Below are 26,128 nucleotides of genomic sequence, written 5' to 3' on the forward strand. Positions count from 1 at the left end.
CGTCATGTGCCGGTGGCCGTGAAGAGGGCAATGTTTTGCGCCCGATACTGCCGCCGGGTTAGCAGGGCTGCGCGCGGGGCTCAAACAAATTCTTCACTATTTTCTAAAAAATCCCCAAAAACAAATGTTTTTAACGATTTTTCCACTACAGGTTTCAGTCGGCGCCCTGGCGGGCCATGCGCTGCTCCAGCCGGAAGGCGGCGGCGGGATAGACGCCGAGGATGCGGATTTCGCGGGAGAAGAAATCGAGTTCCTCGAGGGCGAGGCGGACGTTGCGCTGCTCGGGATGGCCGTCGATCTCGCAGAGGAACTGGGTGGCGGCGAACTGGCCGCCGACCATGTAGCTCTCCAGCCGCGTCATGTTCACCGAGTTGGTGGCGAAGCCGCCGAGCGCCTTGTAGAGCGCGGCCGGCACGTTGCGCACCCGGAAGACGAAGCTGGTGATCGAGTTCGGCGTGTCCGCCGGCGGCAGGCGCGGGGTGCGAGCCATGACGTAGAAGCGGGTGGTGTTGTGGGCGGCGTCCTCGACGTTGCGGCGGAGGATGTCGAGTCCGTAGATCTCGGCGGCGAGGGAGGAGGCGATCGCGGCGCGGGAGAGGTCGTTCCAGCGGGCGACGAGTTCGGCCGAGCCGGCGGTATCGGCCTCGACCACCGCGCGCGCGCCGAGTTCGCGCACCAGCGCCCGCACCTGGCCGAGGGCGACGGCGTGGGAATGCACCTGGCGGATGGCGTCGATCATGGCGCCGCGCGGGGCCAGCAGGCAGTGCTCCACGCGCTGGAAATGCTCACCGATGATCGACAGGCCGGACTCGGGCAGCAGGGCGTGCATGTCCGGCACCCGGCCGGCAAGCGAGTTCTCGGTCGGCAGCATGGCGTATTCGGCCTCGCCGGTCCGCACCGCCTCGATCGCCGCCTCGAAGGTCTGGCAGGGCAGGGTCGCCATGCCGGGATAGGCGGTGCGGCAGGCGAGGTCGGAATAGGCGCCGGGCGCGCCCTGGAAGGCGATTCGGTGGGTCATGCGGCAAGATCCCTGCGGGCGCGGTCGAGGTCTTCCGGGGTATCGACGCCGAAGGGCGCCCGGTCAATCCGTGCCGCACCGATCCGCAGGCCGAGTTCGAGGGCGCGGAGCTGTTCGAGCTTCTCGCGCAGCTCCAGCGGCGAGGGCGGGGCGGCGACGAAACGGTCGAGCGCCGCCCGGCGATAGGCATACACGCCGACATGGTGCCAGAGCGGCCCCGGCCCGGAGGGGATCGGGTGGCGCGAGAAATAGAGCGCCGGGGCGGTGGCCGCATCGCCGAAGCCGCAGGCGGCCTTGACCACCGAGGGGGCGGCGGCTTCCTCCGCCGTGGTGACCGGGGCGACGAGGGTGGCGATGTCGAATCCGGGATCGTCCAGCACGGCGACGAGGTCGCGCAGCGCGTCCGGCGGGAAGCCGGGCAGGTCGCCCTGAAGATTCACCACGATGTCATGAATGCCGGCCGGATCGAGCGCGGCGAGGGCGGCGTGGATGCGGTCGGACCCGCTGGGCAGGTCGGGATCGGTCAGCACCGCCGTGCCGCCCGCCGCGCGGACCGCCTCGGCGATCGCGGATTCGGCGCAGGCGACCGCAACCGGGCCGATCGCGGCCTCCTCGGCGCGGCGGAGAACATGGACGATCATCGGCAGCCCGCCGATCTCGGCAAGGGGTTTTCCGGGCAGCCGGGTCGAACCCAGGCGGGCGGGAATCAGGACGATGGGAGCCGGAATATCTGCCTCCTTGTAGGATATGGGGTCGCCACCATGGTTATCGCTTGTCGCACTTTCCTAAATCGCTATACATCCCCTCGTAAAGCTTTGGAGGGACCGCGCTTATGAGTGATCAGAACCACCCGTCTTCCGGCCACGGCGGCAAGGGCCGCGACCCGCTGCTGCTGAACAAGATTGCCGGGGGCGTCCTCTCGGCCGGGCTTCTGGTCTGGATCGCGATCCACGCCGCCGGGGTGATCACCGGCGAGAAGGATGTGAAAAAGCCGGTCATCAAGACCGCCGAGGCGCCGGTTGCGGCGCAGAGCAGCGGCATTCCCTCCATCGACGGGCTTATCCTCAAGGCCGATGTGAAGAAGGGCCAGGCCTTCGTGCAGCAGCAATGCGCGGCCTGCCACACGCTCAACAAGGGCGGCGCGGCCGGTGTCGGGCCGAACCTCTACGGCGTGATGGGCGACCCGATGTTCAAGAAGGCCGGCTATACCTTCTCCGGCGCGGTGGAGAAGGTGTCGTCCGGCGTCTGGACCTACCAGAAGATGAACGAGTGGCTGGACGATCCGCAGAAATTCGCGCCGGGCACCCGCATGGGCTATTCCGGCATCAAGAACGACAATGTCCGCGCCGATGCGATCGCCTATCTCCGCACGCTGGCGGACAGCCCGATCCCGCTGCCCAAGCCGGGCGCCGGCGGGTCGGCGGTGGCCTCGAAGGGCGCGGCGCCGGCGGGTCTCGATTCCGGCGCGCCGGTGATCGCCACCCTTTACGCCAGCGCCGACGCGGGCAAGGGCCAGGCTTTCTTCCAGCAGCAATGCGCGGCCTGCCACTCAGTGAACAAGGGCGGGGCGAACGGAGTCGGGCCGAACCTGTATGGTGTCGTCGGCGCGCCGATGTTCGCCAAGGCCGGCTATGCCTTCTCCGCCGCCGCGAAGCAGCATGCCGATGGCAAGTGGACGCCGCATGAGCTCGACGAATGGCTCTACGCGCCGATGAAGGCGGTGGCGGGCACGCACATGGCCTATCCGGGGATCAAGAACAACCAGACCCGGGCGGACGTGATCGCCTATCTCAACAAGCAGTCCGACCATCCGGTGAACCTCGCCGCGGCAGCCGGTCCCGCCGCGACGACGGCCGCCGCCGCGGGTGCGGCGCCGACCGGGCTCGATTCCAGCGCGCCTTCAGTGAAGGCGCTGATGGCGAATGCCGCGCCGGCCAAGGGTCAGGCGATGTTCCAGCAGCAATGCTCGGCCTGCCACTCGATCAACAAGGGCGGCGCGAATGGCGTCGGCCCCAATCTCTACGGTGTGGTCGGCGCGAAGATGTTCGCCGCGGCGGGCTACAGCTTCTCTGCGGCCGCGAAGAAGCAGTCGACCGGCGACTGGACCGTGCATGAGCTGAACGAATGGCTCTACGATCCGATGAAGGCGGTGGCGGGCACGCACATGGCCTATCCGGGCATCAAGAACAACGTCGCCCGGGCCAACATGATCGCCTATCTGAACCAGCAGTCCGACCATCCCGAAACCTTCAAATGAGGTTTGATCCGGTCGCCGTGGCCTCGGCCGCGGCGGACGCGGCGGGCGACGTGATCCGCGCGCATTTCCGGGCGCGGATCGATGTCGACACCAAGGCGGATGCCAGCCCGGTGACACTGGCGGATCGCGGCGCCGAAGCCGCGATCCGGCGCGTTCTCGACCAATATTGCCCGGACCATGCCGTGATCGGCGAGGAGATGGGCGGCAAGGAAGGTGGGCGGTTCACCTGGGTGATCGACCCGATCGATGGCACGCGGGCCTTCATCACCGGCCGGCCAGTGTTTGCGACCCTGATCGCGCTGCTGGAACATGGGCGGCCGATACTCGGCTTGATCGACCAGCCGGTGCTTGGCGAGCGATGGCTTGCCCATGAGGGCGAGCTGCGCTTTTCCGGCCCGCATGGCGGTGCGCCGGGGACGCGGATTGTCGCCTCGCTGGCCGAGGCGGAGCTGTCCTGCACCTCGCCCGACATGTTCACCGAACCGCAATTCGGCCGGTTCCGCCGGCTTGCCGGCGCCTGCCGGCGGGTGACCTATGGCGGCGATGCCTATGGCTACGGGCTGCTCGCCTTGGGGCAGATCGATGTCATCGCCGAAGCCGATCTCAAGCCGTGGGACTGGTCGGCGCTGGCCCCGGTGATCGAGGCGGCGGGCGGGGCGATGACCGACTGGCGCGGTGCGCCGCTCACCCTGGAGAGCGACGGCACGGCGCTGGCGCTCGGCAACCCCGCCCTGCTCGGCGACGCCGTGGCGCTGCTCGGCGGATGACAGAGACGATCGTCCATCTGACCGCCGGCGCGGATGATCTTGCGGACTGGCTGGGCCGCTGCGAGGCGCTGCACCGGGTGCTGCGCCCGCATCTCCCCACTGATTATGAAGGGACGATGCGCCGGATCCTGGCCGGGGGAGCAGAAATGGCGCTGCTGCACGAGGCGGGCGTGCCGCGCGCGCTGGCGGTGTTCCGCGCCTTTCACGACACGGCGAACGGGTATCGGTTCTATATCGACGATCTCGTCACCGATGCCCCCTCCCGCAGCGCCGGGCATGGCGCCGCCCTGCTCGGCTGGTGCGAGGCGGAGGCGCGCCGGCGCGGCTGCACCCGGCTGACGCTCGAATCCGGCACCCATCGCGAGCGGGCGCACCGGTTCTATTTCCGCGAGGGCCTCGCCATCACCCTGTTCGGCTTCGCGAAGACGCTGGATTAGAGCGTCATCCGATCAGATGGAATCATCTGATCGGAACGTGCTCTACTCCAGATCAGACCGCGGCGGCGATGCAGGCCGCCAGATCGTCCATCTTCGCGGTGCCGCCGAGATCGGGCGTCCGCGGCGAGGCGGGATCGCCGAGGGCGGTCTCGATCGCGCCCAGCACCAGCGCCGCGGCCTCGGCCTCGCCGAGATGATCGAGCATCATCGCCCCGGCCCAGATCGCACCCACCGGATTGGCGATGCGCTGGCCGAAGATGTCGGGGGCGGAGCCATGCACCGGCTCGAACATCGAGGGGAATTTCTTCTCCGGGTTGAGATTGGCCGAAGGTGCGACGGCAATCGTGCCGGTGACGCCGGGGCCGAGATCGGAGAGGATGTCGCCGAACAGGTTCGAGCCGACGACCACATCGAACCGCTCGGGGCTCATCACGAAGCGGGCCGCGAGAATGTCGATATGGTATTGATCGGCGCGGATCTCCGGATAGTCGGCGCCGATCGCGGCGAAGCGCTCGTCCCAGAACGGCATCGAGTGGAAGATCCCGTTCGACTTGGTCGCCGAGGTGACGTGCGGGCGGCCGAGGCGGCGGGCGAGGTCGAAGGCGTAGCGCAGGATGCGGTCGGTGCCGGCGCGGGTGAAGATCGCGGTCTGCTCGACGAACTCGCGCTCGGTGCCGGCGAACATCCGCCCGCCGATCTGGCTGTATTCGCCCTCGACATTCTCGCGCACCACCCAGAAATCGATATCGCCTGGCTTCTTGTTGGCGAGCGGGCAGGGCACGCCGGGCAGCAGGCGGACCGGGCGCAGATTTACATACTGGTCGAACTCGCGGCGGATCGGGATCAGCAGGCCCCAGAGCGAGATGTGGTCCGGCACGCCGGGATAGCCGACCGCGCCGAGAAAGATCGCGTCGTGGTCGGCAAGCCTGGCGATGCCGTCCTCCGGCATCATCCGCCCGGTGGCTTTCCAGGTTTCGCAGCTCCAGTCGAAATCGCGCCAGTCGAGCGTGAAGCCGCAGGCGGAGGCCGCACGGTCGAGCACCGTGCGGGCCGCCGGGATCACCTCGCGGCCGATGCCGTCACCCTCGATGACGGCGATGCGGTGGCGGCGCGACATCAGTATTCCTCGTCGGCGACATAGGAGCCGATCTTCTGCACGAGGTCGGGGTCGCGCCTGGCGAGCGAGAGGCCATAGATGATCGAGAGGACCAGCACGCCGAGCGCCGCCCAGGGATAGATGTTGTAGGGGTAGGGCTGGCCGGGCTGGATCAGGCCCCAGAGCGGGAACAGCATCAGGATCGTGCCGAGGATGGGGATCAGCGCGTGCTTCACCGGGTTGAACTCGTTGCGGTGGTGGGGAAGCATGTAGACCGGCAGCGCGATGTTGGTGACGAGATAGGTCAGGATCACCGGGATCGTGCCGAGCGAGCCGGTCTCGCCGAAGAGATCGACCGGCTTGATGTTCCAGCCGAAGAAGATGACGATGCCGAGGGCCACCAGCACGTAGCTCCACATCGCGACGAAGGGCGTGCGGTGCTGCGGGTGGATCTTGCCGAAGAAGCGCGGCAGCAGCCCCTCGCGGCCGGAGCTGAACAGGATGCGCGCCTGGCTGTTGGTCAGGCCGAGCAGAGAGGAGAAGATGCTGGTGACGCCGGCGAGATAGGCGATGATCAGGAACGATGCCGCCGAGGCCTTGAACGCGTCGACGAAGGGAATATCCGCCTTGCCGATCGCGGTCGCATTGTTGTGGAAGGCGATCTCGGTGGCATAGGCGAGGAACATGTAGAGAATGCCGATCGACAGCGTGCCGATGATCAGCGCGCGGGGGATGTTGCGCCGCGCGTCGCGGGTTTCCTCGGCGAGGGTTGCCGAGTTTTCCCAGCCGATGAAGAGATAGATCGCGATCGGGAAGCCGAGGCCGATGCCCTTGAGCCCGCCGGAGAGATGGCTCCACTCGAACGGGGCGAGGCTGAGATGACCTGCATTGACCACCAGCATGGTGATCGCGCCGATCAGCAGCAGGGCAAGCTCGAAATAGAAGAACACGGCGGCCCAGGTGGTCGAGAGGGCGACGCCGCGCGAGACCAGGATGCCGACCAGGCCGGTTTCGAGCAGGCTGAGCAGCTGCCAGGGTATGTTCAGGCCGAGGAACAGCTTCAGCGTGTCATGCGCCCAGCCGCCCGAGATCACCACCACCGAGGAGGCGGCGACGACATAGCCGAACACCACGAAAATCGAGGCCGCCGCCCCCGCCGCCGGGCCGAACGCCATGCCGATGAAGGTGACGAAGGAGCCGGTCGAGGGCCGGTATTTCGAGAATTCGGCAAGGGTGTTGGTCAGGAACAGCACCACCACCATGGCGACGAGGATGGTGAGCGGGGCGGCAACGCCGGCGCCGCTGACGATCAGCCCGAAGCCGAAGAAGAAACTCATCGCCGGTGCGATGTTCGCGAGCGTCGAGGCGACGATCTGCGGCAGGCCCAGCGCGTCGCGCTTGAGGCGGTGATGTGAACCCAGAACAGACATGATTTCTCCCGGATTTGTTATTGTCCGGCCACCTTAGCCGACCGGTGGGTGTTAGGCTACCGGCTTGGGCCAACGCCCAGCTTTGGCCAGCGTCGGTGCAGCCAGAGCCACTGGCCGGGACGCTGGCGCACCCAGCGCTCGATCGTCGCGTTCATCCAGGCGGTGCCGGCGGCGATGTCGGCCTCGCGGTCATCGGTCACCTCGATCCGGTGCAACGGCTCGAAGACGATGCGGATGCGCGCGGGGCCGATGCGTTCCGCCCGCACCGGCAGGATCGGGCAGCGAAACTTGCGGGCGAAGACGGCGAGCGCCGGGGCGGTCATCGCATCGATGCCGAACAGCGGCGAGGCAATGCCGTCGTTCAGCTTCTGGTCCATCAGCATGCCGAGAATGCCGCCGCGCACCAGATGGGCATAGGAGCCGCGGGCCCCGGCGGCCCCCTTGGCGAACATGGTGACCGGCTCGCCGGTGGCCTGCTCGCGCAAATCGAGGATCAGGCGGTCGACCGCCGGGTTGGCGGCGGCGCGGTAGAAGAAGGCGAGCCGGACCCCGAGCCGGTGCAGCACCGGCGGGATCAGCTCCCAATTGCCGAAATGCGCGGTGAAGATGAGTGCCGGGCCACCCTGGGCGGCGAGGGCCAGGCAATGCTCGCGGCCGACGATCTCGTAGCCGGGGCCGGCGGCGGTTTCGCGCAGGGCGGCGAGATGGGGAAATTCGCCGGCGGTGCGGGCAAGGCTTTCCCACACCTCGCGGATGATGCGGCTTCGGGCGGCTTCGTCGAGTTCCGGCATGGCGCGGCGGAGATTCTGCTCGGCCACGCGCGAGGTCGGGATCAGCGGGCCGATGCCGCGCCCGAGCGCGCCGGCGAGATTGCTGGCCGCAACCGGGCCGAGGGCGCGGAAGATGCCGAGGAAGACGCGGGCGGCGGTGGTTTCGATCTGGTGCAGGAGGCTCATGTCAGGAACCGATCAAGCGCGGCCGGGTCGTCGAAGGCAAGCCCCGCCTCGATCACCGCGCAGCGCGCGCGGAATGCCGGCGGCAGTTTCACCGCATCCTTCGCGGTGGTGGCGAGGCGGGCGCCGAGGCGGCCGGCCTCGGCGTCGAGCCGGGCGAGATCGGCCGGGCGATAGGCGTGATGGTCGGGAAAGGGCAGCGCGCCGGCGAGCGTGACGCCGGCATCGCGCAGCGACTCGAAAAATTTCTCCGGCCGGCCGATTCCGGCGAAGCCGAGGATTCGGGTGCCGGCGAGTTGCCCGGCATCGCTGACGAGGCGTGCCGTGAGCACCGGCAGGGATGGCGGCAGCGCGGCGCGGGCGCCGGTGCGGTCGGCGCCGATCAGCACGGCGGCGGCGCAGCGCCCGGCGGCGGCGTCGACCGGCTCGCGCAGCGGCCCTGCCGGCAGCAGCCGCCCGTTGCCGAAGCCGGCCCCGCCATCGATGACGAGGAACGACGCGGTCTTCACCAGATCGGGGTTTTGCAGTCCGTCATCCATGACGATGGCGGTCGCGCCGGCGGCGACGGCCATCGCGGCGCCGGCCGCGCGGTCGCGGGCGACGATGGTGGGCGCGGTCGCGGCGAGGAGCAGCGCCTCGTCGCCGACATCGGCGGCGTCGTGCCGGGCGGGATCGACCCGCACCGGCCCGGCGAGGCGCCCGCCATGCCCGCGGGTGAGGGCGAAGACCGTCTCGCCCCGGTCGGCGAGGCGGGCGAGCAGGTGGCGCGCGAGGATGGTCTTGCCGGCGCCGCCGACCCCGGCATTGCCGGCGCAGAAGACGCGCGCGCCGGAGCCGTATCCCGGCCGGGCGACGCGCCTTGCCGTCAGCGCCCGCGTGATCACGCCGAGCGGGGCGAGCAGCGGTGCGGGGAAGGCATCGGTGGTCCAGAAGGCGGGGGCGCGCATCAGGGGGCCTTGTCTGGAACGGTGCGGGCGAGAACGATATGGGCGAGGCGGGCCGGCAGATCGGCGAGCCCGGCGCAGGCGGCGCGGCCGGCGGCGGCCATCGCGGCGCGGCGGGCGGGATCGTCGAGCAGGGTGGCGATGGCGGGGGCAAGATCGTCCGGCCCGGCGAGATCCGCAAGGGCGCCGGCCGCGCGCAGCGTTGCCGCGGCCTCGGCGAAATTCGTCAGATGCGGGCCGGTGAGCACGGGGCAGCCGAGCTGGGCGGCCTCGATCATGTTGTGGCCGCCGATGGGAACCAGCGAGCCGCCGATGAAGGAAACGGCGGCGAGACGGTAGAACAGGCCGAGTTCGCCCAGCGTATCGGCGAGGTAGAGCCCGCCGGCCGCGGGCGCCTCGCCGCGCGAGCGCCGGGAAACCGGCAGATCGCCGGCGAGACCGGCGATGGCGGCGGCGCGTTCGGGGTGGCGCGGCGCGATGATGGTGACGAGGCCGGGCCGGGTTGCACGCAGAATGCGATGCGCGGCGATCACCGGCGCATCCTCGCCCGGATGGGTGCTGGCGGCGAGGATGAACGGGCCGGCCGCGGCGGCGGCGAGAGCGGCGCGCGCGGCGGGGTCGTCCGGCAGGTCGGGGGCGGCGAATTTCAGGTTGCCCCAGGTCTCGACGCGGGTGAGGCCGAGGCCGCGCAGGGCGTCGGCATCCGGCGCCGATTGCGCGGCGATCAGCTGGAACCCGCCGAACAGGGCGCGGGCGAGGCGCGGGGCGCGGCGCCAGCGCGCGGCGCTGCGGGCGGACAGGCGGGCATTGAACAGGAAGCGGGGAATCCGCCGCGCGTCGAGCCCGGCGAGCAGGTTCGGCCAGATCTCGGATTCGAGGAACACCGCCGCGTCCGGCCGCCAATGGTCGAGAAAGCGCGCGGCATGGGCGGCGACGTCGAGCGGGACGAACTGGTGCAGCGCCCGCGCCCGCGACTGGGCAAGGGCGGCGGCGGTGCGGGTGCCGGTGGTCAGCAGCACGGTTGCCCTGTCGTCTGGTGCGCCGTCGGCCAGGGCGTCGATCATGCCGAGGGCGGACATCGTCTCGCCCATGCTGGCGGCATGGACCCAGACGAGCCGGCCCGGCGGTCGCGCGATCCCGGCGATGCCGTGGCGCTCCGGCAGGCGGGCGGCGATTTCCTTGCCGCGCCGCGCCCGCCGCGCCAGCCAGAGCGGCAGCAGCGGCGCGATCGCGGCGGTGGCGAGGCGATAGGCGGTCAGGGCCGGCGGCATCGGGCGAGCGCCTCGTCCAGCGTGCGGCTCATCTCGGCCTCGATCTGCGGCAGGGCGGTCGCCCAGTCGTCGCGCGGCACGGCGATCGGCGCCGCCGCGACCAGTGCGCCGCGGCCGAAGGGCAAAGGCAGGCGCATCGAATCCCAGCTGTCGAGCCCGATGGCGCGGCTGGTGGCGGCACCGGCGCAAACGACCGCCGCGCCGGTCAGCGCCGCGAGCTGGGCGACTCCCGCCGCCGCCCGCCGCCGCGGGCCGCGCGGCCCATCCGGCGTGATCACCACCGGGTGCCCGGCGCGCACCAGCCGGGCGAGTTCGAGCATCCCCGCGGCGCCGCCGCGCGAGGAGGAGGCCGAGATCGCTTCGAGCCCGAACCGGCGCAGCGCGTTGACCACGAGCTGGCCGTCGCGGTGGCGGCTGGCCAACATGTGGATCGTCGGCGCATCCGCCGGGCGGCGCAGGGCGCGCATCGCCGCCGGCATCGAGGGCAGGCATTCGTGCCAGCAGGCGACGATTACCGGGGCGCCGGCGCCGACCGTGTCGAGCAGGGGCGCGGCATCGAACCGCCAGCGCGTGGTCCACAGGCTGAAGCCAAGCACAGCGCCGATCGCTTCGCCGATCCGGGCCTGGACGGCGGGCGACTGGGTGCGGGATTTCAGGGCGCGGATCATCGCGGTGGCGGTAGCACCTGCCGGGGGCGGCGTCATCCGGCTGCGGGGGCATGGGTGCAGGGCGGCCGGTTCTTGGCGAGCAGCGTGGCGAGGTCGCGGAACGCCGCCTCGCGCGGGTCGGAGCCGCGCCAGGCGAGCACGATCGTCCGCCCGGCATTCGTGTCGTCGAGCCGGCGGCAGACCACGAGATCGCGCAGCTCGGGCCGTGCGACCACCGCGAGTTCGGGCAGCAGCGAGTAGCCCTCGCCGGCGGCGATCATCTGCCAGAGCGTCTCCAGGCTGGTGGCGTGCCGGGTGACCGGCTTCGCATCGCAGAGGGAGAGCGCATGGTCGCGCAGGCAGTGGCCCTCTTCGAGGAGGAGCAGGTCCTGGGTCGGCAGGTCGTCGAGCATCAGCTGGCGCAGGCCGGCGAGCGCGTGGCCGGGCGGGGCGGCGAGCTGGAACGGCTCGAAGAACAGCGGGGCCGTGCCGAAGCGGCCGCGCGGCACCGGGGCGGCGAGCAGCACGACGTCGAGCGTGCCATCCGCCAGCCGTTCCAGCAGCCGCGCCGTCCGTCCCTCGGTAAGGCGCAGCGACAGGTCCGGCCGCACCGCGCGCAGCAGCCGCAGCAGCGCCGGAAGATAATAGGGGCCGAGCGTCTCGATCGCGCCGAGGCCGAGCGTGCCGGCCAGCCCCTCCGGCTGATCGTGCGAGAGGGTGAGGAGGTGGCGGGCCTCGGCCATCACCCGTTCGATCTGCGCCAGCAGGGCGGTGCCGGCCGGGGTGAGCGTCACCCGCCGCCGCCCGCGTTCGAACAGGGTGACGCCGAGGATCGCCTCGAGCTTGCGGATCTGCTCGGACAGCGCCGGCTGGGAAACGCCGCAGCGCTCCGCCGCCTGGCCGAAATGCCGCAGTTCGGCGACGGCCTGGGCGTATTCCAGATCCCGCAGCGACAGGCCGGCAAGCGAGCGGGGCAGTTCGTCGAGTTGGGTGGTCATGCCCCCTGTCTAATCGATTTTCCCGACCGAAGAACCCTGTCATAGATAATTCCTATGCTGTGGCGCGAGGGCGGCTGGCGGCTTGAAGCGCATGGCGGGGAGTCCCATTCCATGAAGATGGGCCATGAGAGAGGGGCGGTTTCGCCCCCGACGGCAGCGATACGACGAAAGGAGGCTCGCATGACGGACTGGACGGCAACGGGACGTGAGGCCGCGGACCGGCTGGGCGGCGAGTTCGACCGCTTCCAGCACGAATTCGAGGCGCTGCGCGCGCGGCTGGCCGGGCTGGCCGGCGAGATCGCGGGCAAGGCTGGCGATCATGCCGCTTCGGACGCGCAGACCGGCGCGCAGACCGGTGTGCAAGCTGGCGCCCAGGCCGGCACCCAGGCTTTCACCGAGTTGCGCGCTGCCCTCGATGGCCGGCTCGCCGGCATCGAGCGCGATATCGAGACGCTGAGCCGCGCCCTGCGCGTGCAGGGCGGCGCGGTGGCCGGGCGGATCGAGGACACGGTGCGGGAGAAGCCGCTGGCGGCGCTGGCGATGGCGGCCGGGCTCGGCTTCGTCGCGGCGCATCTGTTCCGCCGGCGCCGGGCGCCGTGAGCGCCGGGCCGGACCCGGCGGGGCGCTGAGGTGCTGCGCGGTCTCGTCGAGCTGTTCGATGGCGCGACCCTCCGGCGGCTTGGAGTGAGGATCGGCCTTGCGGCGGCTGCGCTGGCGCTGCTGCTGGCCGGACTCGGCTTCCTGCTCGCCGCCGCGACGGAGGCGCTCGGTGCGGCCATCGGTCCCGTGCATGCGGCGTTGGCGCTCGGCGGTGGGCTGATCCTCGTCGCGGTCGGGCTGCATGCGGTGGGCACCTATCGCTGGCGCCACCGCAAGCGCGCGTTGGCCGAGGCGGCGCGGGCCGGGGTGTGGCGCGAGGGTCTGGCCGTGGCGCTCGCGCTGCTCCGGCGCGATCCGGCGAAGATGGTGCTGGCCGGCCTCGTGCTGGGGGCGCTGGCCGAATATCTGCAGGGACGCGAACCGGACGATGCCGCGCCGCCATAATCCGGGGCGGCGGCTTGGACTCGGGTGCGGTTTGGCGTAAGACGGCCGCACCATAAACATTCATTAACGGAGCTTGCCGCATGCTGCGGCTGTCCATGCCCGTGCGAGCGGCGCTTGCCCGGCTAACCCTCCCCGTGATGCTGATGGCGTCGCTCGCCCTGGTTCTGGCCGGCCGCGCCGACCGGCACCTCGGAGATTTCCTGCGTACCCAGGTGGACGACGCGCTGGCGCCACTCTATCGCGCCGCGATCGCGCCGGTCGCCGCCCTCGAGAGCGACCGCGGGGCGCTGGGCTCCTGGCTGCACCTGCGCGCCGGCTATGCCGAGCTGGCCCGGCAGAACCACGAGCTGCGGCGGTGGCGCGCGGTGGCGCTCGCGCTCGAAGCGCAAAATGAATCGCTGAAATCCCAGCTTCATTATGTCCCGACGCCGACGCCCTCCTTCTTCACCGCGCGGGTGATCGCCGATCTTGGCGGGTTGTATTCCCGCTCGGTGCTCGTCACCCTGCCGCGCGAGCCGGGCGATGTGCACGATGCCGTGGCGATGGACGGGGCCGGCGTGGTCGGCCGCGTGATCGAGTCGGGCTCGCGCTCGGCGCGGGTGCTGCTGATCACCGACCTGAACAGCAAGGTGCCGGTCGCGATCGGCCCCGGCGGCGCGCGGGCGATGATGATCGGGCAGAATACCGGTGCGCCGCGGCTGCTCTACTGGGCGCCCGGCACCCCCCCGCGCGAGGGGGCGATCGTGCTGACCAGCAGCGTCGGCGGGGTGTTTCCGAACGGTCTGCCGATCGGGATCGTGCATTACGCGGGGCGCAACGACCCGGTGGTTGTGCCGTTCGCCCAGATGGACAGCCTGCGGGTGCTGCGCATTTTCGAATATGGCGCCGATGGTGTCGGCGGTGGCGGCAACACGGCGGGCGTGCACGCGCCGGGGGCGGCGTGAGGCGGGGATTCGCCCGCGGATGATGGATCTGGCAGAGGTCATGCGCGCGCTCGACCGCGCGGCGCGGGCGACGTTGCCGACCGCCGTGATCGTCGTGGTGGTGGTTCTGCTGGCGCTGCCGGGACTGTTTCCGGCGGCATCGGACGTGCGGGCGGGGTTCGTGATGTCGTCGGTATTTTTCTGGACGATCTACCGTCCGGCGGCGCTGCCCGCGCCGGTGGTCGCACTGATCGGGGTGCTGCTCGGCCTGATCGGCGACGTGCCGCTCGGCGTCTGGTCGGTGCTGCTGCTGCTTGAACAGGCGGTTGCCGGCATGTCGCGCCGGATCCTGCTGCGGCAGGGGTTCATGGTGATCTGGCTGGCCTTTGCCGGCTGCGCGCTCGCGGTGGTGACGCTCGAATGGCTGGCGCGGATGCTGCTGACATTCTCCACCTTGCCGGTGTTGCCAACCGTTCTGGAATTCGTCACCTGCGTGCTGATCTATCCGCTCGTGGTCGTGCCGCTGGCGCGCGCCCATGCCGGGCCGGCCGCGCCGGAACAGGCCTGAGCGGCGATGAAACGCGAACGCGAGATTCGCCCGATCTTCACCCGCCGCGCCCTGCTGCTCGGCGCCGCCGAACTCGGCGCCTTCGGCGTGCTCGGCACCCGCCTCTACCGGATGCAGGTGGTCGAGCACGGCAAATACGCGACGCTGGCGAAGCACAATTCCATCAACGAGCGTCTCGTCGCACCGATGCGCGGGCTGATCACCGACCGCTATGGCGCGCTGCTCGCCAGCAACAAGCGTCACTGGCGGGCGATGTTCATGATGGTCGAGGCGCCGGACCCGGCGGCGGTGATCACGCGCTTTGCCGGGATCGTCGGCCTCGATCCGGCCGAGACGGCGCGGATCATCCGCGAGCTGAAGGGCAAGCCGCACTATATCCCGCTGCTTTTGAAAGATTATCTGGACTGGCAGGACATGGCGCGGATCGAGGTCCACGCGACCGACCTGCCGGGCGTCTTCGTCGATGTCGGGGCCTCGCGGGTGTATCCGTTCGGCGCGCAGATGGCCCATGTGGTCGGCTATGTCGCACGGCCGACCCAGGCGGAGGCCGCCGCCAATCCGCTGCTCGCCCTGCCGGGGATGCGGGTGGGGCGCGCCGGCATCGAGCGGGTGCGCGACATGGCGCTGCGCGGCACGCCGGGCATCGTGCAGACCGAGGTGAACGTCCACGGCTCCGTGGTCCGCGTGCTGGACCGCGACAACGGCGTGCAGGGCCGCACGGTGCAGACGACGCTCGATGCCGGCCTGCAATCGATCGCGGCGCAGCGGCTCAGCGGGCAGTCGGGTGCCGCGGTGATGATCGACACCGAGAACGGCGAACTGCTGACGCTGTCGAGCGAGCCGGGGTTCGATCCGACGCTGTTCGATACCGGCGTGCCGGAGACGGTCTGGAAATCATGGATGTCCAACCCGAGGCACCCGATGAGCGACCGGGCGACGCGCGGGCTCTACGCGCCGGGTTCGACGTTCAAGCCCTGCACCGCGCTCGCGGCGCTGGAGGCCGGGGTGATCACGCCGGATACCAGGTTCTTCTGCCCCGGCTATCTCAAGCTCGGCAATCACACCTTCTATTGCTGGGACCATTACGGGCATGGCCACATCAACGTGGTCACCGCCCTGCAACAGAGCTGCGACGTGTTCTTCTACCATGCGGCCCTGCTGGTCGGGATCGACCGGATGGCGGCGATGGGAAGGCGGCTCGGGCTGATCGGCAAGCCGCCGATCGGCCTGCCGGCCGTCTCCGAGGGGTTTCTGCCCACCGCCGCCTGGGCGCGCCGCCGCCGGCTGGTCTGGACCAAGGGCAATACCGTGATCCAGGGCATCGGGCAGGGCTATACCCAGGTGACGCCGCTGGGGCTGGCCACGATGACGGCGCGGATCTCGACCGGTCGGGCGGTGGAGCCGCATGTCGCGCGGGGGATCGGGCGGAACCTTCTGCATCAGGACACGCCGGACCGCTGGCCGGATCTCGGCCTCGACGAACGCAGCCTCGCCGCGGTGCGCCAGGGGATGTTCGACGTGGTGAACACCACCAAGGGCACCGCCTATGCCGCGCGCCTCGCGCTGCCGGGGGTGTTCATGGCCGGCAAGACCGGCACGGCGCAGGTGCATGACAACACCCAGGCAGAGGAAAAGGCCAACCTGAACGACGCGACGCTGCCCTGGAAATTCCGCCCGAACGCCTTCTTCATCGCCTTTGCCCCGGCGCACGCGCCCCGGGTGGCGGTGGCGGTGGCGGTGGAGCATGGCGATGAGGGGGCGACCGCGGCGGCCCCGATCGCGCATGACCTCGTGACCGCGGCGCTGACCCGCGACCTGCGGGCCGCGCCGCCCGGCACCGTGATCGAGACGCCGGCCGAGGCCAGCGCGGGCGGGAACGGACCCGCATGACCCCGTTGCTGACCGACAAGACCTACCGTCCCTATTACGAGCGCGGGACCGGCATTCCGGCCAAGCTGCTGCGGATGAACTGGCTGTTCGTTCTCGCCTGCTGTGCGGTGGCGGGCATCGGCTATGCGGCGCTCTACTCGGCCGCGGGCGGGCATGGCCTGCCTTATGCCACGCCGCAGATCGAGCGCTTCTTCGCGGCACTGATCATGATGATCGGGATCGCGATGGTCGATATCCGGCTGATCGCGAAACTGGCCTGGCCGCTTTACGGGCTCGGGCTGGTGCTGCTGGTCGCGGTCTGGAAGTTCGGCCATGTCGGGCTCGGCGCCAAGCGCTGGCTCGATGTCGGCGGCGTGCACGTGCAACCCTCGGAGCTGATGAAGCTGTTCCTCGCACTCGCGCTCGGCGCCTGGTTCCAGCGCGCGAGCCACGAGCAGGTCGGCAATCCGCTGTTCCTCGTCCCGCCGGCGCTGACCGTCCTGCTGCCCGCGGTGCTGATCCTGAAGGAACCCAATCTCGGCACCGCCGTCATCACCATGAGCATCGGCGGCGCGGTGATGTTCGGCGCCGGGGTGCGGTGGTGGAAATTCGCGATCGTGCTGGCGCTCGTCGCCGTGATCGCGCCCTTCGCCTATCACCACCTGCATGGCTACCAGAAGGAGCGGATCCTCACCTTCCTGCATCCGGGGCGCGATCCGCTCGGCGCCGGCTACAACATCATCCAGTCGAAGATCGCGCTCGGCTCGGGCGGGATGTGGGGGCAGGGCTATCTGCACGGCTCGCAGAACCAGCTGAATTTCCTGCCCGAGAAGCAGACCGATTTCGTCTTCACCATCATCGCCGAGGAATTCGGCTTCGCCGGCTCGGCGGTGCTGCTCTCCATCCTGCTCTCGATGGTGGCGATGGCGACCTACACGGCGCTGCGCTGCCGCCACCAGTTCGGCCGGCTGGTGGCGATCGGCATCTCGACGAACCTGTTCCTGTATTGCTTCGTCAACCTGGCGATGGTGATGGGGCTCATTCCGGTGGGCGGCGTGCCGCTGCCGCTGGTCTCCTATGGCGGCTCGGCGCTGACCGCCGTGATGCTCGGATTCGGGGTGCTGATGTCGGTGCACGTCCACCGCGACGTCGAGTTCGAGGCCACCGACAGCCAATAGGTCTGCACGAGCACGCCATCCGCTCCGCAAGGATCGTAAAGGCCCTTACGCCTGTCGAGGCGGGACGGCGCATGGGTGATGCTCAAAACATGTATTTTGAATCCATGTTTTTAGGCGTATAAACCTGCATACGATATACATCTTTAATCGGGGTCCGCCCCACGTCGCAGGAAGAGATTGCCCATGCCCGCTCCGCTGTCCGACCGCACCGTCGCTCTCATCAAGGCCACCGTGCCCGCGCTTGAACAGCACGGGCTGGCCATCACCCGCCGGATGTATGAGCTGATGTTCCGCAACCCGGCGATCGCCGAGCTGTTCAACCAGTCGCACCAGGATGGTGCGGCCGCGCAGCCCAGGGCGCTGGCCGGCGCCGTGCTGGCCTATGCGCGGCATATCGACGATCTCGCGCCGCTCTCGGGCGCGGTCGAGCGGATCGCGCAGAAGCATGTCGCGCTGAACATCCTGCCCGAGCATTATCCGCATGTGGCGACCGCGCTGCTCGCGGCCATCGGCGATGTGCTGGGCGATGCGGCGAGTGCCGAGATCCTCGCCGCCTGGGGCGAGGCCTACTGGTTCCTTGCCGAGGTGCTGGTCGGCCGCGAGGCGTCGATCTATCGCGATCTCGCCGCTGCCCCCGGCGGCTGGAACGGCTGGCGGGATTTCGTGATCGAGGCGGTCGTGGAGGAGAGCAGCGTCATCCGCTCCTTCACCCTGGTGCCTGACGATGGCGGGCCCGTGCTGCGGCACCGCCCCGGCCAGTATCTCGGCTTCGCCTTCGACGTGCCGGGCATCGGCGCGCAGCGGCGCAATTATTCGATCTCCTGTGCGCCGAACGACCGCGCCTATCGCATCACCGTCAAGCGCGAGGCGATGGGGCGGATCTCCAACTGGCTGCACGGCCATGCAAGGCCCGGCACGATGCTGCGGGTGGCCGCGCCGGCGGGCGACTTCTTCCTCGATCCCGCATCGACGGCACCGGTCGCCCTGGTCAGCGGCGGCGTCGGCCTCACGCCGATGGTCAGCATGCTGGAGACAATCGTGGCGACGACGCCGCACCGGCCGGTCTTCTGGGTGCATGGTGCGCTGAACGGAAGCGTCCATGCCATGCGCGAGCATGTCCGCGCGCTGGAGGCGCAGGCGCCCGGCGTCTCGACCGCGACCTTCTATGCCGAGGCCGCGGCGGCGGATCGGCTGGGCGTCGACTACGATCACGAAGGTCTCGTCACCGCCGCCTTCCTGCACGCGCATGTGCCGGCGGAGACGGTGTTTCATGTCTGCGGGCCGAAGCCCTTCATGCGCGCGGTGATCGGCGGGCTCGCCGCGCTCGGCGTGCCGGGCGAGCGTCTGCGCTTCGAGTTCTTCGGCCCGGCGGACGAGGACCCGGCCGCTTTGTTCCAGACGGAAGCAGCCTGAGCCGGACAGTCTCGCTGCCTCTTGTGCCGCCCGGATGCGCGTTGCAGGATGCGCCCGGGCGGCAACGATCCGCCCCATCATGGAGGAAACGAAGATGGCCGGATCACTGCGCGCCGAGATTCCCGTTACCGAACTGCTGAAGGACGACCCGAAGAACTGGGGCCGCTGGGGGCCGGACGACGAGGTCGGCGGGCTCAACTTCCTCACCAGCGAGGAGGTGCTGCGCGGCGTGCAGTCGGTGAAGCAGGGCAGGACCTTCACCTTGCAGATCCAGATGTGCCACCCGAAGGGCGATCCGGTCTGGCCCGGCCGCAAGGACCCGGTGCGGATCAACGTGATGGACAAGGGCCATTACATGTGCGGCAAGGGCCCGGTGTTTCCCGGCCATGCCGAATACGCCGACGACGTGCTGTTCATGTATCTGCAGGGCTCGACGCAGTATGACGCGCTCGGCCATGTCTGGTGCGATGACACGCTCTACAACGGTTACGACGCGCGCACCACGGCGGGCGGCATGACCAAGGCCAGCGTGCTGCCGATCGCCGAGCGCGGCATCGTCGGCCGCGGCATCCTGATCGACATGGCCCGCCATCGCGGCAAGCCCTGGCTGGAACGCGCCGAGACCTTCACCCACGAAGACCTGATGGCGGCAGCCGAGAAACAGGGCACCAGAATCGAGAAGCACGACATCCTGATCATCCGCACCGGCTGGATCGGCTCCTACTACAAGCGCGAGAAGGACGAGTTCTACAAGGATTTCATGGAGCCGGGCCTGACCTATTCCAAGGAGCTGGTGAAGTGGTTCCACGAGATGGAGATCCCCAATCTCGTCACCGACACGATCGCCAACGAGATCACCGCCGACCCGGTTTCCGGCGTGGTGCTGCCGCTGCACAACGCGCTGATGCGCAATCTCGGCGTCACCTTTACCGAAATCGCCGCCCTCGACGACCTCGCCGATGATTGCGCGAAGGACGGGCAGTGGACCTTCCTCTACACCGCAGCGCCGCTCAAGGTCGTCAACGGCACCGGCGCGCCGGTGAACCCCGTCGTGATCAAGTAAGGACGCCTGGATGAGCATCTACGACGAGAAACCCTGGCTCGCGCTCTACGATGCGGGCCAGCCCGCAGAGATTGCGCCCGATTTCACCGATGCGCTGGCGATGTTCCGCGCCGCCGTGGCGCGGGCACCGCAGGCGCCGGCCATCCTCTATTTCGACGGCCGGATCAGCTACGCCGAGCTTGACCGGCTGAGCGACGGGCTGGCTGGCTATCTCGCGGCGCACGGCTTCGGCGCGGGGGACCGGCTGGCGGTCTACCTGCAGAACGTGCCGCAATTCGTCATCGCCATTCTCGGCGCCTGGAAAGCGGGGGGAATCGCGGTGGCGGTCAACCCGATGAACCGCGCGCGGGAAATCGGCATCCTGTTCGCCGACTGCACGCCGAAGGCGGTCGTCTGCCACGACACCACCTGCGACGAGACGGTGGGCGCGCTGGAGCCGGGGTTACGACCGCAGATCGTGCTGACCACCTCGGCCCTCGCCTTCCAGACCCGCAACGACAAGCGCGTCTTCGCCGGGATGCAGCGCGTGGCCTGCGCCGGGGCGGTCGATTTCGAGACGGCGATCGGGGCGGGCGGGGCGCTGCCGCCCACCCCCGCCTGCAAGCCGGACGACATCGCCTTCCTCGTCTACACTTCGGGGACGACCGGCGTGCCGAAGGGGGCGATGAACACCCATGGCAACGTCACCTTCAACGCCCAGACCTATCGTGACTGGATCGGGCTCGGCGAGGGCGCGCCCATCCTCGGCATCGCGCCGCTGTTCCACATCACCGGGCTGATCGGCCATATCGCCGCCGCCTTCATCACCGCATCCCCGTTGATCCTCGCCTATCGCTTCGAGCCGGGGGTGATGCTGGACGCGATCGAGGAACACAAGGCGGCGTTCACCATCGGCGCGATCACCGCCTTCATCGCGATGATGAACCACCCGGACGCCGCCCCCGCCAAGCTCGCCTCGATGACCAGGATCTATTCCGGCGGCGCGCCGATCCCGCCCAGCGTGGTCACCGCCTTCCGCGAGACATTCGGGCACTACATCCATAACGGCTACGGGCTGACCGAAACCAACTCGCCCACGCATGTCGTCCCGCTGTCGCGCGAGGCGCCGGTCGATCCGGCCTCGGGCGCGCTGTCGATCGGGGTGCCGGCCTACAACACCATCTCCTGGATCTGCGACGACGAGGGGCGGGAGTTGCCGGTGGGCGAGGTCGGCGAGATCGTCAGCCAGGGGCCGATGATCGTGCCGGGCTACTGGAACAAGCCGGACAAGACCGCCGAGGCGATCCGCAACGGCCGCTTCCATACCGGCGATGTCGGCTTCATGGATAAGGACGGCTGGTTCTACCTGGTCGACCGCAAGAAGGACATGATCAACGCCGCCGGCTACAAGGTCTGGCCGCGCGAGGTGGAGGACGTGCTCTACACCCATCCCGCGGTGCGCGAGGCGGCGGTGGTGGGCATCGCCGACGCCTATCGCGGCGAGACGGTGAAGGCCGTGATCAGCCTGCGGCCGGGGACGCAGGTGACGCAGGAGGAGATCGTCGCCTTCTGCAAGGAGCGCATGGCCGCCTACAAATATCCGCGCCTGGTCGAGATCATCGACGACCTGCCCAAGACCGTGACGGGCAAGATCCTGCGCCGGGAGCTGCGCGGGTAGAACGATCGGGTTGAACTACTTAAGGTAGAATAATATGATGCCGTCCTCACGCATGGGGGCGGCATCGTGTCCACATTCGAACTCATCGCGCCGGATGCGATCGGGCTGATCGAGGGGCTGACGCTGTCCTCCCTCGGCGGCGTGCCGCCCGGCGGGTTCGCCCTCGCCGGGCTCGCCGCCAGTGCCGCGACGACTGTCACCCTCTCCGGCGGCTACGGGTTTTCCGCCAGCACCGCCGGCGGGGCGAGTGTGTCGCAGGGCGGCGGCGCGATCACCCTGAGCGGCAGTGCGACGCAGGTGAACGCCGCGCTGGCGAGCCTCGCGCTCAGCGCCGCGACTTCCGGCACCGGGACGATCGCCATCACCGCGGCGAGCGGCGGGACGACGCTGTCCTCCTCCGTTGCGGTGCGCGCCCTGCCGGATTCGCCGCCCGCCTTCGTGGCGCCGCCCGCCGCGCTCACCCTCGCCGCCGGCAGCGCGCAGACGCTCGGCCTCGCGATTGCCGATGATCCCGCTTCCCTGCTCGCCGGATTCGGCCTCGGCGGCGAAACCCTCACCGTCAGCCTGATCGCCGATACGGGCGCGTTCCTGCTCGATGCCGCGTCCGTTGCGGCGATCGGCGTTGCCGGCAATGGCACCGGCACTCTGGTGCTGAGTGCCGCGGCGAGCGACCTCGCCGGTCTCGCCAGCGCGCTCGACGCGGTGCGCTTCGCCGCCACGGCAGCGGGCACGCTCGAATACGTGCTCCGCCAGTCCGGCGGCGTGCTGCCCGATGCGGTGACCAATTGCGGCCTGAGCATCGCCGTCACCGGCACGGTCGCCGGCGGGAGTGCGGGCTGGGCCGGCGGCGTCGGGGACTGGCAGAGCGCGGCGGACTGGTCCGGCGGGGTGGTGCCGGGCGTGGGCACGGATGTGACGCTCGGCAACGGCGCGGCGATCGGCGGCGAGGGGCTCGGCGCGGCGCTGGACGTGGCGGCCGGCGCATCGGTCGGGCTCGACGGGGCGTTCGGCGTCGCCACGGCGACGTTCGGCAGCGGTGCTACGGTCGCCATCGATGGCGCGCTGTCGATCGCCGGCGGGCTTGTGCTCGATGCCGCGACGCTGGTGGTCGGCGGCTCCGGCACGCTCGATGCCGCCGGGATCACGATCGGCGCGGATGGCGCGCTCGTCGCCTTCGACGCGCTCGCGGCCGGCGGGCTCGCGGCGTCGGGAACGGCGCTGCTGCCCGGCGGCGGCACGCTGGCCGGCGCGCTCGATCTCGCGTCCGGCGGCGTGGTGGATTTCGCCGGCACGCTGCAAGCCGACGCCGCAGCGCTCGCCACCGGGTTCGACGCCATCTCCCTCGCCGCCGGCAGCACGCTCGAAGGGGCGGGGCTGCTGCTGGCGGGCAATTTCAGCGAGCCAGAAACCATTGTCGGGCCCGGCACCATTCTCGCCCCCGGCCCGGCGCCGCTCGCCATCGCCGCCGGCAGCATCGGCGGCGGGGTCGATCTCGCGATCGCGCCGGGCGGCGTGCTGGAGCTGGGCACGGTCTCGCCGCTCTACGGCGTGTTCAACGCAACACCGGTGACCGTCGGCGCCGACGCCACGATCAGCTTCGCGCCGGGGGCCAGCACGGCGCAGGACGCCACCGCCTATGCCAGCACGCTCGGCGAGCAGGGCGGGGTCCTGGTGCTCGACAGCCCGGCCGATTTCGCCGCCACCCTGGCCGGCTTCGCCCCCGGCGACCGGATCGTCCTGCCCGGCCTCACCAGCCTGTCGGTGCTCAACGTCTCGACCACCGGGTTCGAGGTCGCGGGCCTCGTCGCCGGCAACACCACGCAGAGCGAGATCATCACCATCCATGCCGCGATCCCCGCCGGGGTGGCGCCGGTGGTGGAGACGGACCAGGCCGGGGATGCGGTGATCGGCCTGCGCGCCGCCACGGCCGCGCTGACGCTGAACGACGTGCCGGCCGCCGGCGCCTCGATCGAGGCGGTGAACGGTGTCGCGACACCGCTGATTGGTCTCGGCCTGCTGGTGCCGAGCAACGGCACGGCGGGGCTGCAACTCACCGTCAGCGCGGTTCATGGCGAGATCGTCGGCGCGGGTGGGACGGCCGCCGCCTCGCTGGTGCTGAGTGCGGCGACCGCGCTGGCGATGAACGCGGAACTCGCCGCTCTCGTCTACACCGCGCCGGGCGGCGGCACGGGCGATGTGCTGAACTTCGCCGGCGGCACCGGGCTTGCCGGGCTGAGTGCCGCGATCGGCATCGCGCTTGCCGCTCCCGGCACGCTCGATTTCTCGGGCACCGATGGCAGCCTGTTCAATGCCGGCTCGTCCTGGCGGGGCGGTGTGCCGCCGGCCAATGGCGATCTCGTGGTGTTTGCCAGCCATGCCGGCGCCCCGCTCCTGGTGGTGGGGCCCGGCGCCGCCAGCAGCGCCTCGGTCGCGGGCGGCTATGATTTCACCGGCACGATCGACCTGCCGAGCACCGGGGCCGCACTCGATATCGGCGCGGGCGGGATCGCGCTGTTCGATGCCGGCGCGGTGGTCACGCTCGGCGGCGGGGCGATGGTGGGCGATGCCGCCGGGGCGGGCACGCTGGGCGTTGCCGGGCGGCTCGACGCGGCGGGGACGATCGCCATCGCCGGCAGCGCGGCGGCGGGCAGCCGTCTCGATGTCTCCGGCAGCATCGCCGCCGCTGCACTGGTTCTCGGCAGCGGCGCGGCCGGCACCTTCGACCTGACCGGCGCTGCCGCGTTCGGCGCGGCGACGATCGATGGCTTCGGCGCGGTGACGGCGGTGGGCACCGCGGCACTCGGTTTCGGCACGTTCACGCTGGCGGGCGGCACGGTCGGGCTCGCGGGCGATGCGAGCCTCACCCTCGGCCCCGCGACCATCGCCGCGGGCGCCCTGCAACTTGCGGGATCCGCCCGGCTGTCCGGCACCGCCGGGCTCGATCTCGCCGGCGGCACGCTGGCGATCGGCGGGCTCGCCGCGGCATCGCTCGGCGGCGCGCTGGTGCTGGGCGGCGGTGCGGCGCTCGCGGTCGGCGGCACGCTCGATGCCGCCTCCCTGCTCGATTCGGGTGCTGCGACCCTTGCCGGCGGCACGCTCGCCCTTGCCGGCGCCGCCACGCTCGCGGCGGGGGCGGCGCTGACCCTTGAGGGCGGCGCGCTGCGCGCCGCGGCGATCAGCCTTGCAGCCGGTGCCACGCTCACCGGATATGGGCTGATCGGCACGATCGGCGCGCCCGGGCTCATCCCGGTCGATGCGGCGGGCACGCTGGAAGCGTCCGGCGGTACGCTGGCTTTGGGCGGCACGCTGGCCGGCGGCGCCACCATCGCGGCGGGTGCGGTGCTCGACCTCGCGGGGCCGGCCACGGGCGGCAGCATCGCCTTTGCCGGCGCCGATGGCACCCTTGCGATCAACGACGTCGCCGCGATGACCGATCCGGTGGTGAACATGGCCTCCGGCGACGCGATCGACCTGATCGGCGTCGCCCCCTCGCTGGTCAGCGATGCCGGCGGCACGCTCACGGTGAGCGGGCAGGGCGGGTTCGGCCTCGCCGAGGCGGCGGCGCAGGCGGCGATCGCGATCGGGACGGACGGGTTCGGCGGCACTTATGTCACCGTGGGCGGCGCCATGCCCTGCTTTGCCCGCGGCACGCGGCTGCTGACCGCGGACGGGTATCGGCCGGTCGAGACGCTGCGTCCCGGCCATCGGCTGGTGACCGAGGGGGGCGGCACGGAACCGATCGTCTGGATCGGCTCGCGGACGATCGACCTTTCGCGCGACGAGGCGGCGCCGCTGCTGCACCCGGTGATCATCACGCCGGGCGCTTTCGGCCCCGGCGTGCCGGCTTGCGCGGTGACGCTCTCGCCGCTGCACGCGGTGCTGGCGGGCGATGGCCTGGTCCCGGCCTCGCTGCTGGTGAACGGCGCGACCGTGCTGCGCGACTGTTCGCGGTTTGCCGTGACCTATTACCATGTCGAACTCGCCCGCCATGCGGTGATCCGGGCGGAAAACCTGCCCTGCGAGACCTATCGCGACGATGGCAACCGCGACCGCTTCGCGGTGGCGCTCGGCGTGCCGGGCGCGCCGGCGTCGTCCTGCCGCCCGGTCGTCACGTCCGGCGCGGCGTTGCTGGCGGTCCGGGCGATGCTCCACTGCCGCGCCATCGAACTCGGGTATCAGATCGTGCATGGCGCGCAGGTCGACGCGCGGGCCGGCGACGCGCCGCCGATCCTGCCGCGCTGCCGCCGCGGGCGGCTCGATTTCATCCTGCTGGCGCCGGTGTCGCGGCTGGTGCTGCGCGCCCGCGCGACACCGCCCGCCTATACCGATCCCGCATCCGAAGACCGCCGCAGCCTCGGCATCTGTGCTGCAGGCGTGGTCGCCAACGGCGTGCGCCTGCCGGCCTGGCACGGCGTGGGCTGGTTCAGCCCGGACGAGGGGGATCGCGGCATGTGGAGCGGCGGGGCCGCCGAGCTGGTATTCGCCCGCCCGGCGCGGCGGGTCAGCCTCGATCTCGTCGGCAGCGTGCCGCGCTGGGTGCGAAACCCGGCGATGCTCGCGCTCTGACCCCGCTGGATTTGACAAGCGGCCGCGGC

General features: G+C 70.4%; 22 protein-coding genes. 13 read left to right on the forward strand and 9 right to left on the reverse strand.

What is annotated here, in order from left to right:
* Positions 1 to 154: 154 nt before the first annotated feature.
* Complete coding sequence (locus B7Z76_RS07995; RefSeq protein WP_291343213.1) at positions 155 to 1,018, reverse strand: prephenate dehydratase; 864 nt, start codon at positions 1,016 to 1,018, stop codon at positions 155 to 157.
* Positions 1,015 to 1,767 (reverse strand): 3-deoxy-manno-octulosonate cytidylyltransferase, encoded by a 753-nt coding sequence (locus B7Z76_RS08000; RefSeq protein ID WP_291343297.1) that lies wholly within the window; start codon positions 1,765 to 1,767, stop codon positions 1,015 to 1,017. The genes B7Z76_RS07995 and B7Z76_RS08000 overlap by 4 nt, the downstream gene beginning before the upstream one ends.
* Positions 1,768 to 1,850: 83 nt before the next feature.
* Between B7Z76_RS08000 and B7Z76_RS08005 the strand changes: the two genes are divergently transcribed.
* The 3 genes from B7Z76_RS08005 to B7Z76_RS08015 are packed head-to-tail and all read left to right on the forward strand — an operon-like array spanning position 1,851 to position 4,479.
* Positions 1,851 to 3,275, forward strand: coding sequence for a c-type cytochrome (locus B7Z76_RS08005; RefSeq protein ID WP_174504596.1), 1,425 nt, complete (start codon positions 1,851 to 1,853; stop codon positions 3,273 to 3,275).
* On the forward strand, positions 3,272 to 4,042 hold the full coding sequence (locus B7Z76_RS08010) for an inositol monophosphatase family protein (RefSeq protein ID WP_174504597.1): 771 nt from the start codon (positions 3,272 to 3,274) through the stop codon (positions 4,040 to 4,042). The genes B7Z76_RS08005 and B7Z76_RS08010 overlap by 4 nt, the downstream gene beginning before the upstream one ends.
* Entirely contained in the window at positions 4,039 to 4,479 is a 441-nt protein-coding gene (locus B7Z76_RS08015) for a GNAT family N-acetyltransferase (protein ID WP_291343216.1), read from the forward strand. Before B7Z76_RS08010 ends, B7Z76_RS08015 begins: the two co-directional genes overlap by 4 nt.
* A 52-nt stretch (positions 4,480 to 4,531) precedes the next feature.
* Here the strand turns inward: B7Z76_RS08015 and B7Z76_RS08020 are convergent, their stop codons facing one another.
* The 7 genes from B7Z76_RS08020 to B7Z76_RS08050 are packed head-to-tail and all read right to left on the reverse strand — an operon-like array spanning position 4,532 to position 11,818.
* Positions 4,532 to 5,596, reverse strand: coding sequence for a tartrate dehydrogenase (locus B7Z76_RS08020; RefSeq protein ID WP_291343218.1), 1,065 nt, complete (start codon positions 5,594 to 5,596; stop codon positions 4,532 to 4,534).
* Positions 5,596 to 7,005 carry an APC family permease gene (locus tag B7Z76_RS08025; protein ID WP_291343220.1) on the reverse strand — a complete coding sequence of 470 codons (1,410 nt, stop codon included), beginning with the start codon at positions 7,003 to 7,005 and terminating at the stop codon, positions 5,596 to 5,598. The genes B7Z76_RS08020 and B7Z76_RS08025 overlap by 1 nt, the downstream gene beginning before the upstream one ends.
* Before the next feature lie 56 nt (positions 7,006 to 7,061).
* Positions 7,062 to 7,961 carry a lysophospholipid acyltransferase family protein gene (locus tag B7Z76_RS08030; protein ID WP_291343222.1) on the reverse strand — a complete coding sequence of 300 codons (900 nt, stop codon included), beginning with the start codon at positions 7,959 to 7,961 and terminating at the stop codon, positions 7,062 to 7,064.
* Entirely contained in the window at positions 7,958 to 8,905 is a 948-nt protein-coding gene (gene lpxK / locus B7Z76_RS08035; RefSeq protein ID WP_291343223.1) for a tetraacyldisaccharide 4'-kinase, read from the reverse strand. Before lpxK ends, B7Z76_RS08030 begins: the two co-directional genes overlap by 4 nt.
* On the reverse strand, positions 8,905 to 10,173 hold the full coding sequence (locus tag B7Z76_RS08040) for a 3-deoxy-D-manno-octulosonic acid transferase (protein ID WP_291343224.1): 1,269 nt from the start codon (positions 10,171 to 10,173) through the stop codon (positions 8,905 to 8,907). The genes lpxK and B7Z76_RS08040 overlap by 1 nt, the downstream gene beginning before the upstream one ends.
* Positions 10,158 to 10,841: a lysophospholipid acyltransferase family protein gene (locus B7Z76_RS08045; protein WP_291343225.1), complete on the reverse strand. Its 684-nt coding sequence runs from the start codon at positions 10,839 to 10,841 to the stop codon at positions 10,158 to 10,160. The genes B7Z76_RS08040 and B7Z76_RS08045 overlap by 16 nt, the downstream gene beginning before the upstream one ends.
* A gap of 32 nt (positions 10,842 to 10,873) precedes the next feature.
* On the reverse strand, positions 10,874 to 11,818 hold the full coding sequence (locus tag B7Z76_RS08050) for a LysR substrate-binding domain-containing protein (RefSeq protein ID WP_174504605.1): 945 nt from the start codon (positions 11,816 to 11,818) through the stop codon (positions 10,874 to 10,876).
* Between the two features lie 180 nt (positions 11,819 to 11,998).
* Between B7Z76_RS08050 and B7Z76_RS08055 the strand changes: the two genes are divergently transcribed.
* The 10 genes from B7Z76_RS08055 (at position 11,999) to B7Z76_RS08100 (ending at position 26,099) form a co-directional block, all read left to right on the forward strand.
* Positions 11,999 to 12,418 (forward strand): hypothetical protein, encoded by a 420-nt coding sequence (locus B7Z76_RS08055; RefSeq protein ID WP_174504606.1) that lies wholly within the window; start codon positions 11,999 to 12,001, stop codon positions 12,416 to 12,418.
* Between the two features lie 30 nt (positions 12,419 to 12,448).
* On the forward strand, positions 12,449 to 12,862 hold the full coding sequence (locus tag B7Z76_RS08060) for a hypothetical protein (protein WP_174504607.1): 414 nt from the start codon (positions 12,449 to 12,451) through the stop codon (positions 12,860 to 12,862).
* 80 nt (positions 12,863 to 12,942) lie between these two features.
* Positions 12,943 to 13,806, forward strand: a complete 864-nt coding sequence (gene mreC, locus B7Z76_RS08065) for a rod shape-determining protein MreC (RefSeq protein ID WP_291343226.1) — start codon at positions 12,943 to 12,945, stop codon at positions 13,804 to 13,806.
* Between the two features lie 19 nt (positions 13,807 to 13,825).
* A complete protein-coding gene (locus B7Z76_RS08070; RefSeq protein ID WP_291343228.1) occupies positions 13,826 to 14,353 on the forward strand; it encodes a rod shape-determining protein MreD in 528 nt (175 codons plus the stop codon).
* Positions 14,354 to 14,359: 6 nt separating this feature from the next.
* Complete coding sequence (gene mrdA / locus B7Z76_RS08075) at positions 14,360 to 16,243, forward strand: penicillin-binding protein 2 (RefSeq protein ID WP_291343230.1); 1,884 nt, start codon at positions 14,360 to 14,362, stop codon at positions 16,241 to 16,243.
* Positions 16,240 to 17,400, forward strand: coding sequence for a rod shape-determining protein RodA (rodA, locus tag B7Z76_RS08080; RefSeq protein ID WP_174504611.1), 1,161 nt, complete (start codon positions 16,240 to 16,242; stop codon positions 17,398 to 17,400). The genes mrdA and rodA overlap by 4 nt, the downstream gene beginning before the upstream one ends.
* Positions 17,401 to 17,583: 183 nt before the next feature.
* Positions 17,584 to 18,813 (forward strand): NO-inducible flavohemoprotein, encoded by a 1,230-nt coding sequence (gene hmpA, locus B7Z76_RS08085; protein WP_291343232.1) that lies wholly within the window; start codon positions 17,584 to 17,586, stop codon positions 18,811 to 18,813.
* Between the two features lie 79 nt (positions 18,814 to 18,892).
* Positions 18,893 to 19,876 (forward strand): cyclase family protein, encoded by a 984-nt coding sequence (locus tag B7Z76_RS08090; protein ID WP_291343234.1) that lies wholly within the window; start codon positions 18,893 to 18,895, stop codon positions 19,874 to 19,876.
* A gap of 10 nt (positions 19,877 to 19,886) precedes the next feature.
* Positions 19,887 to 21,533 carry a class I adenylate-forming enzyme family protein gene (locus B7Z76_RS08095; protein ID WP_174504614.1) on the forward strand — a complete coding sequence of 549 codons (1,647 nt, stop codon included), beginning with the start codon at positions 19,887 to 19,889 and terminating at the stop codon, positions 21,531 to 21,533.
* A gap of 66 nt (positions 21,534 to 21,599) precedes the next feature.
* Entirely contained in the window at positions 21,600 to 26,099 is a 4,500-nt protein-coding gene (locus B7Z76_RS08100; protein ID WP_291343236.1) for a Hint domain-containing protein, read from the forward strand.
* The last annotated feature ends 29 nt before the right edge of the window (positions 26,100 to 26,128 follow it).

The organism is Acidiphilium sp. 20-67-58, from assembly GCF_002255515.1.
Lineage (GTDB): Bacteria > Pseudomonadota > Alphaproteobacteria > Acetobacterales > Acetobacteraceae > Acidiphilium.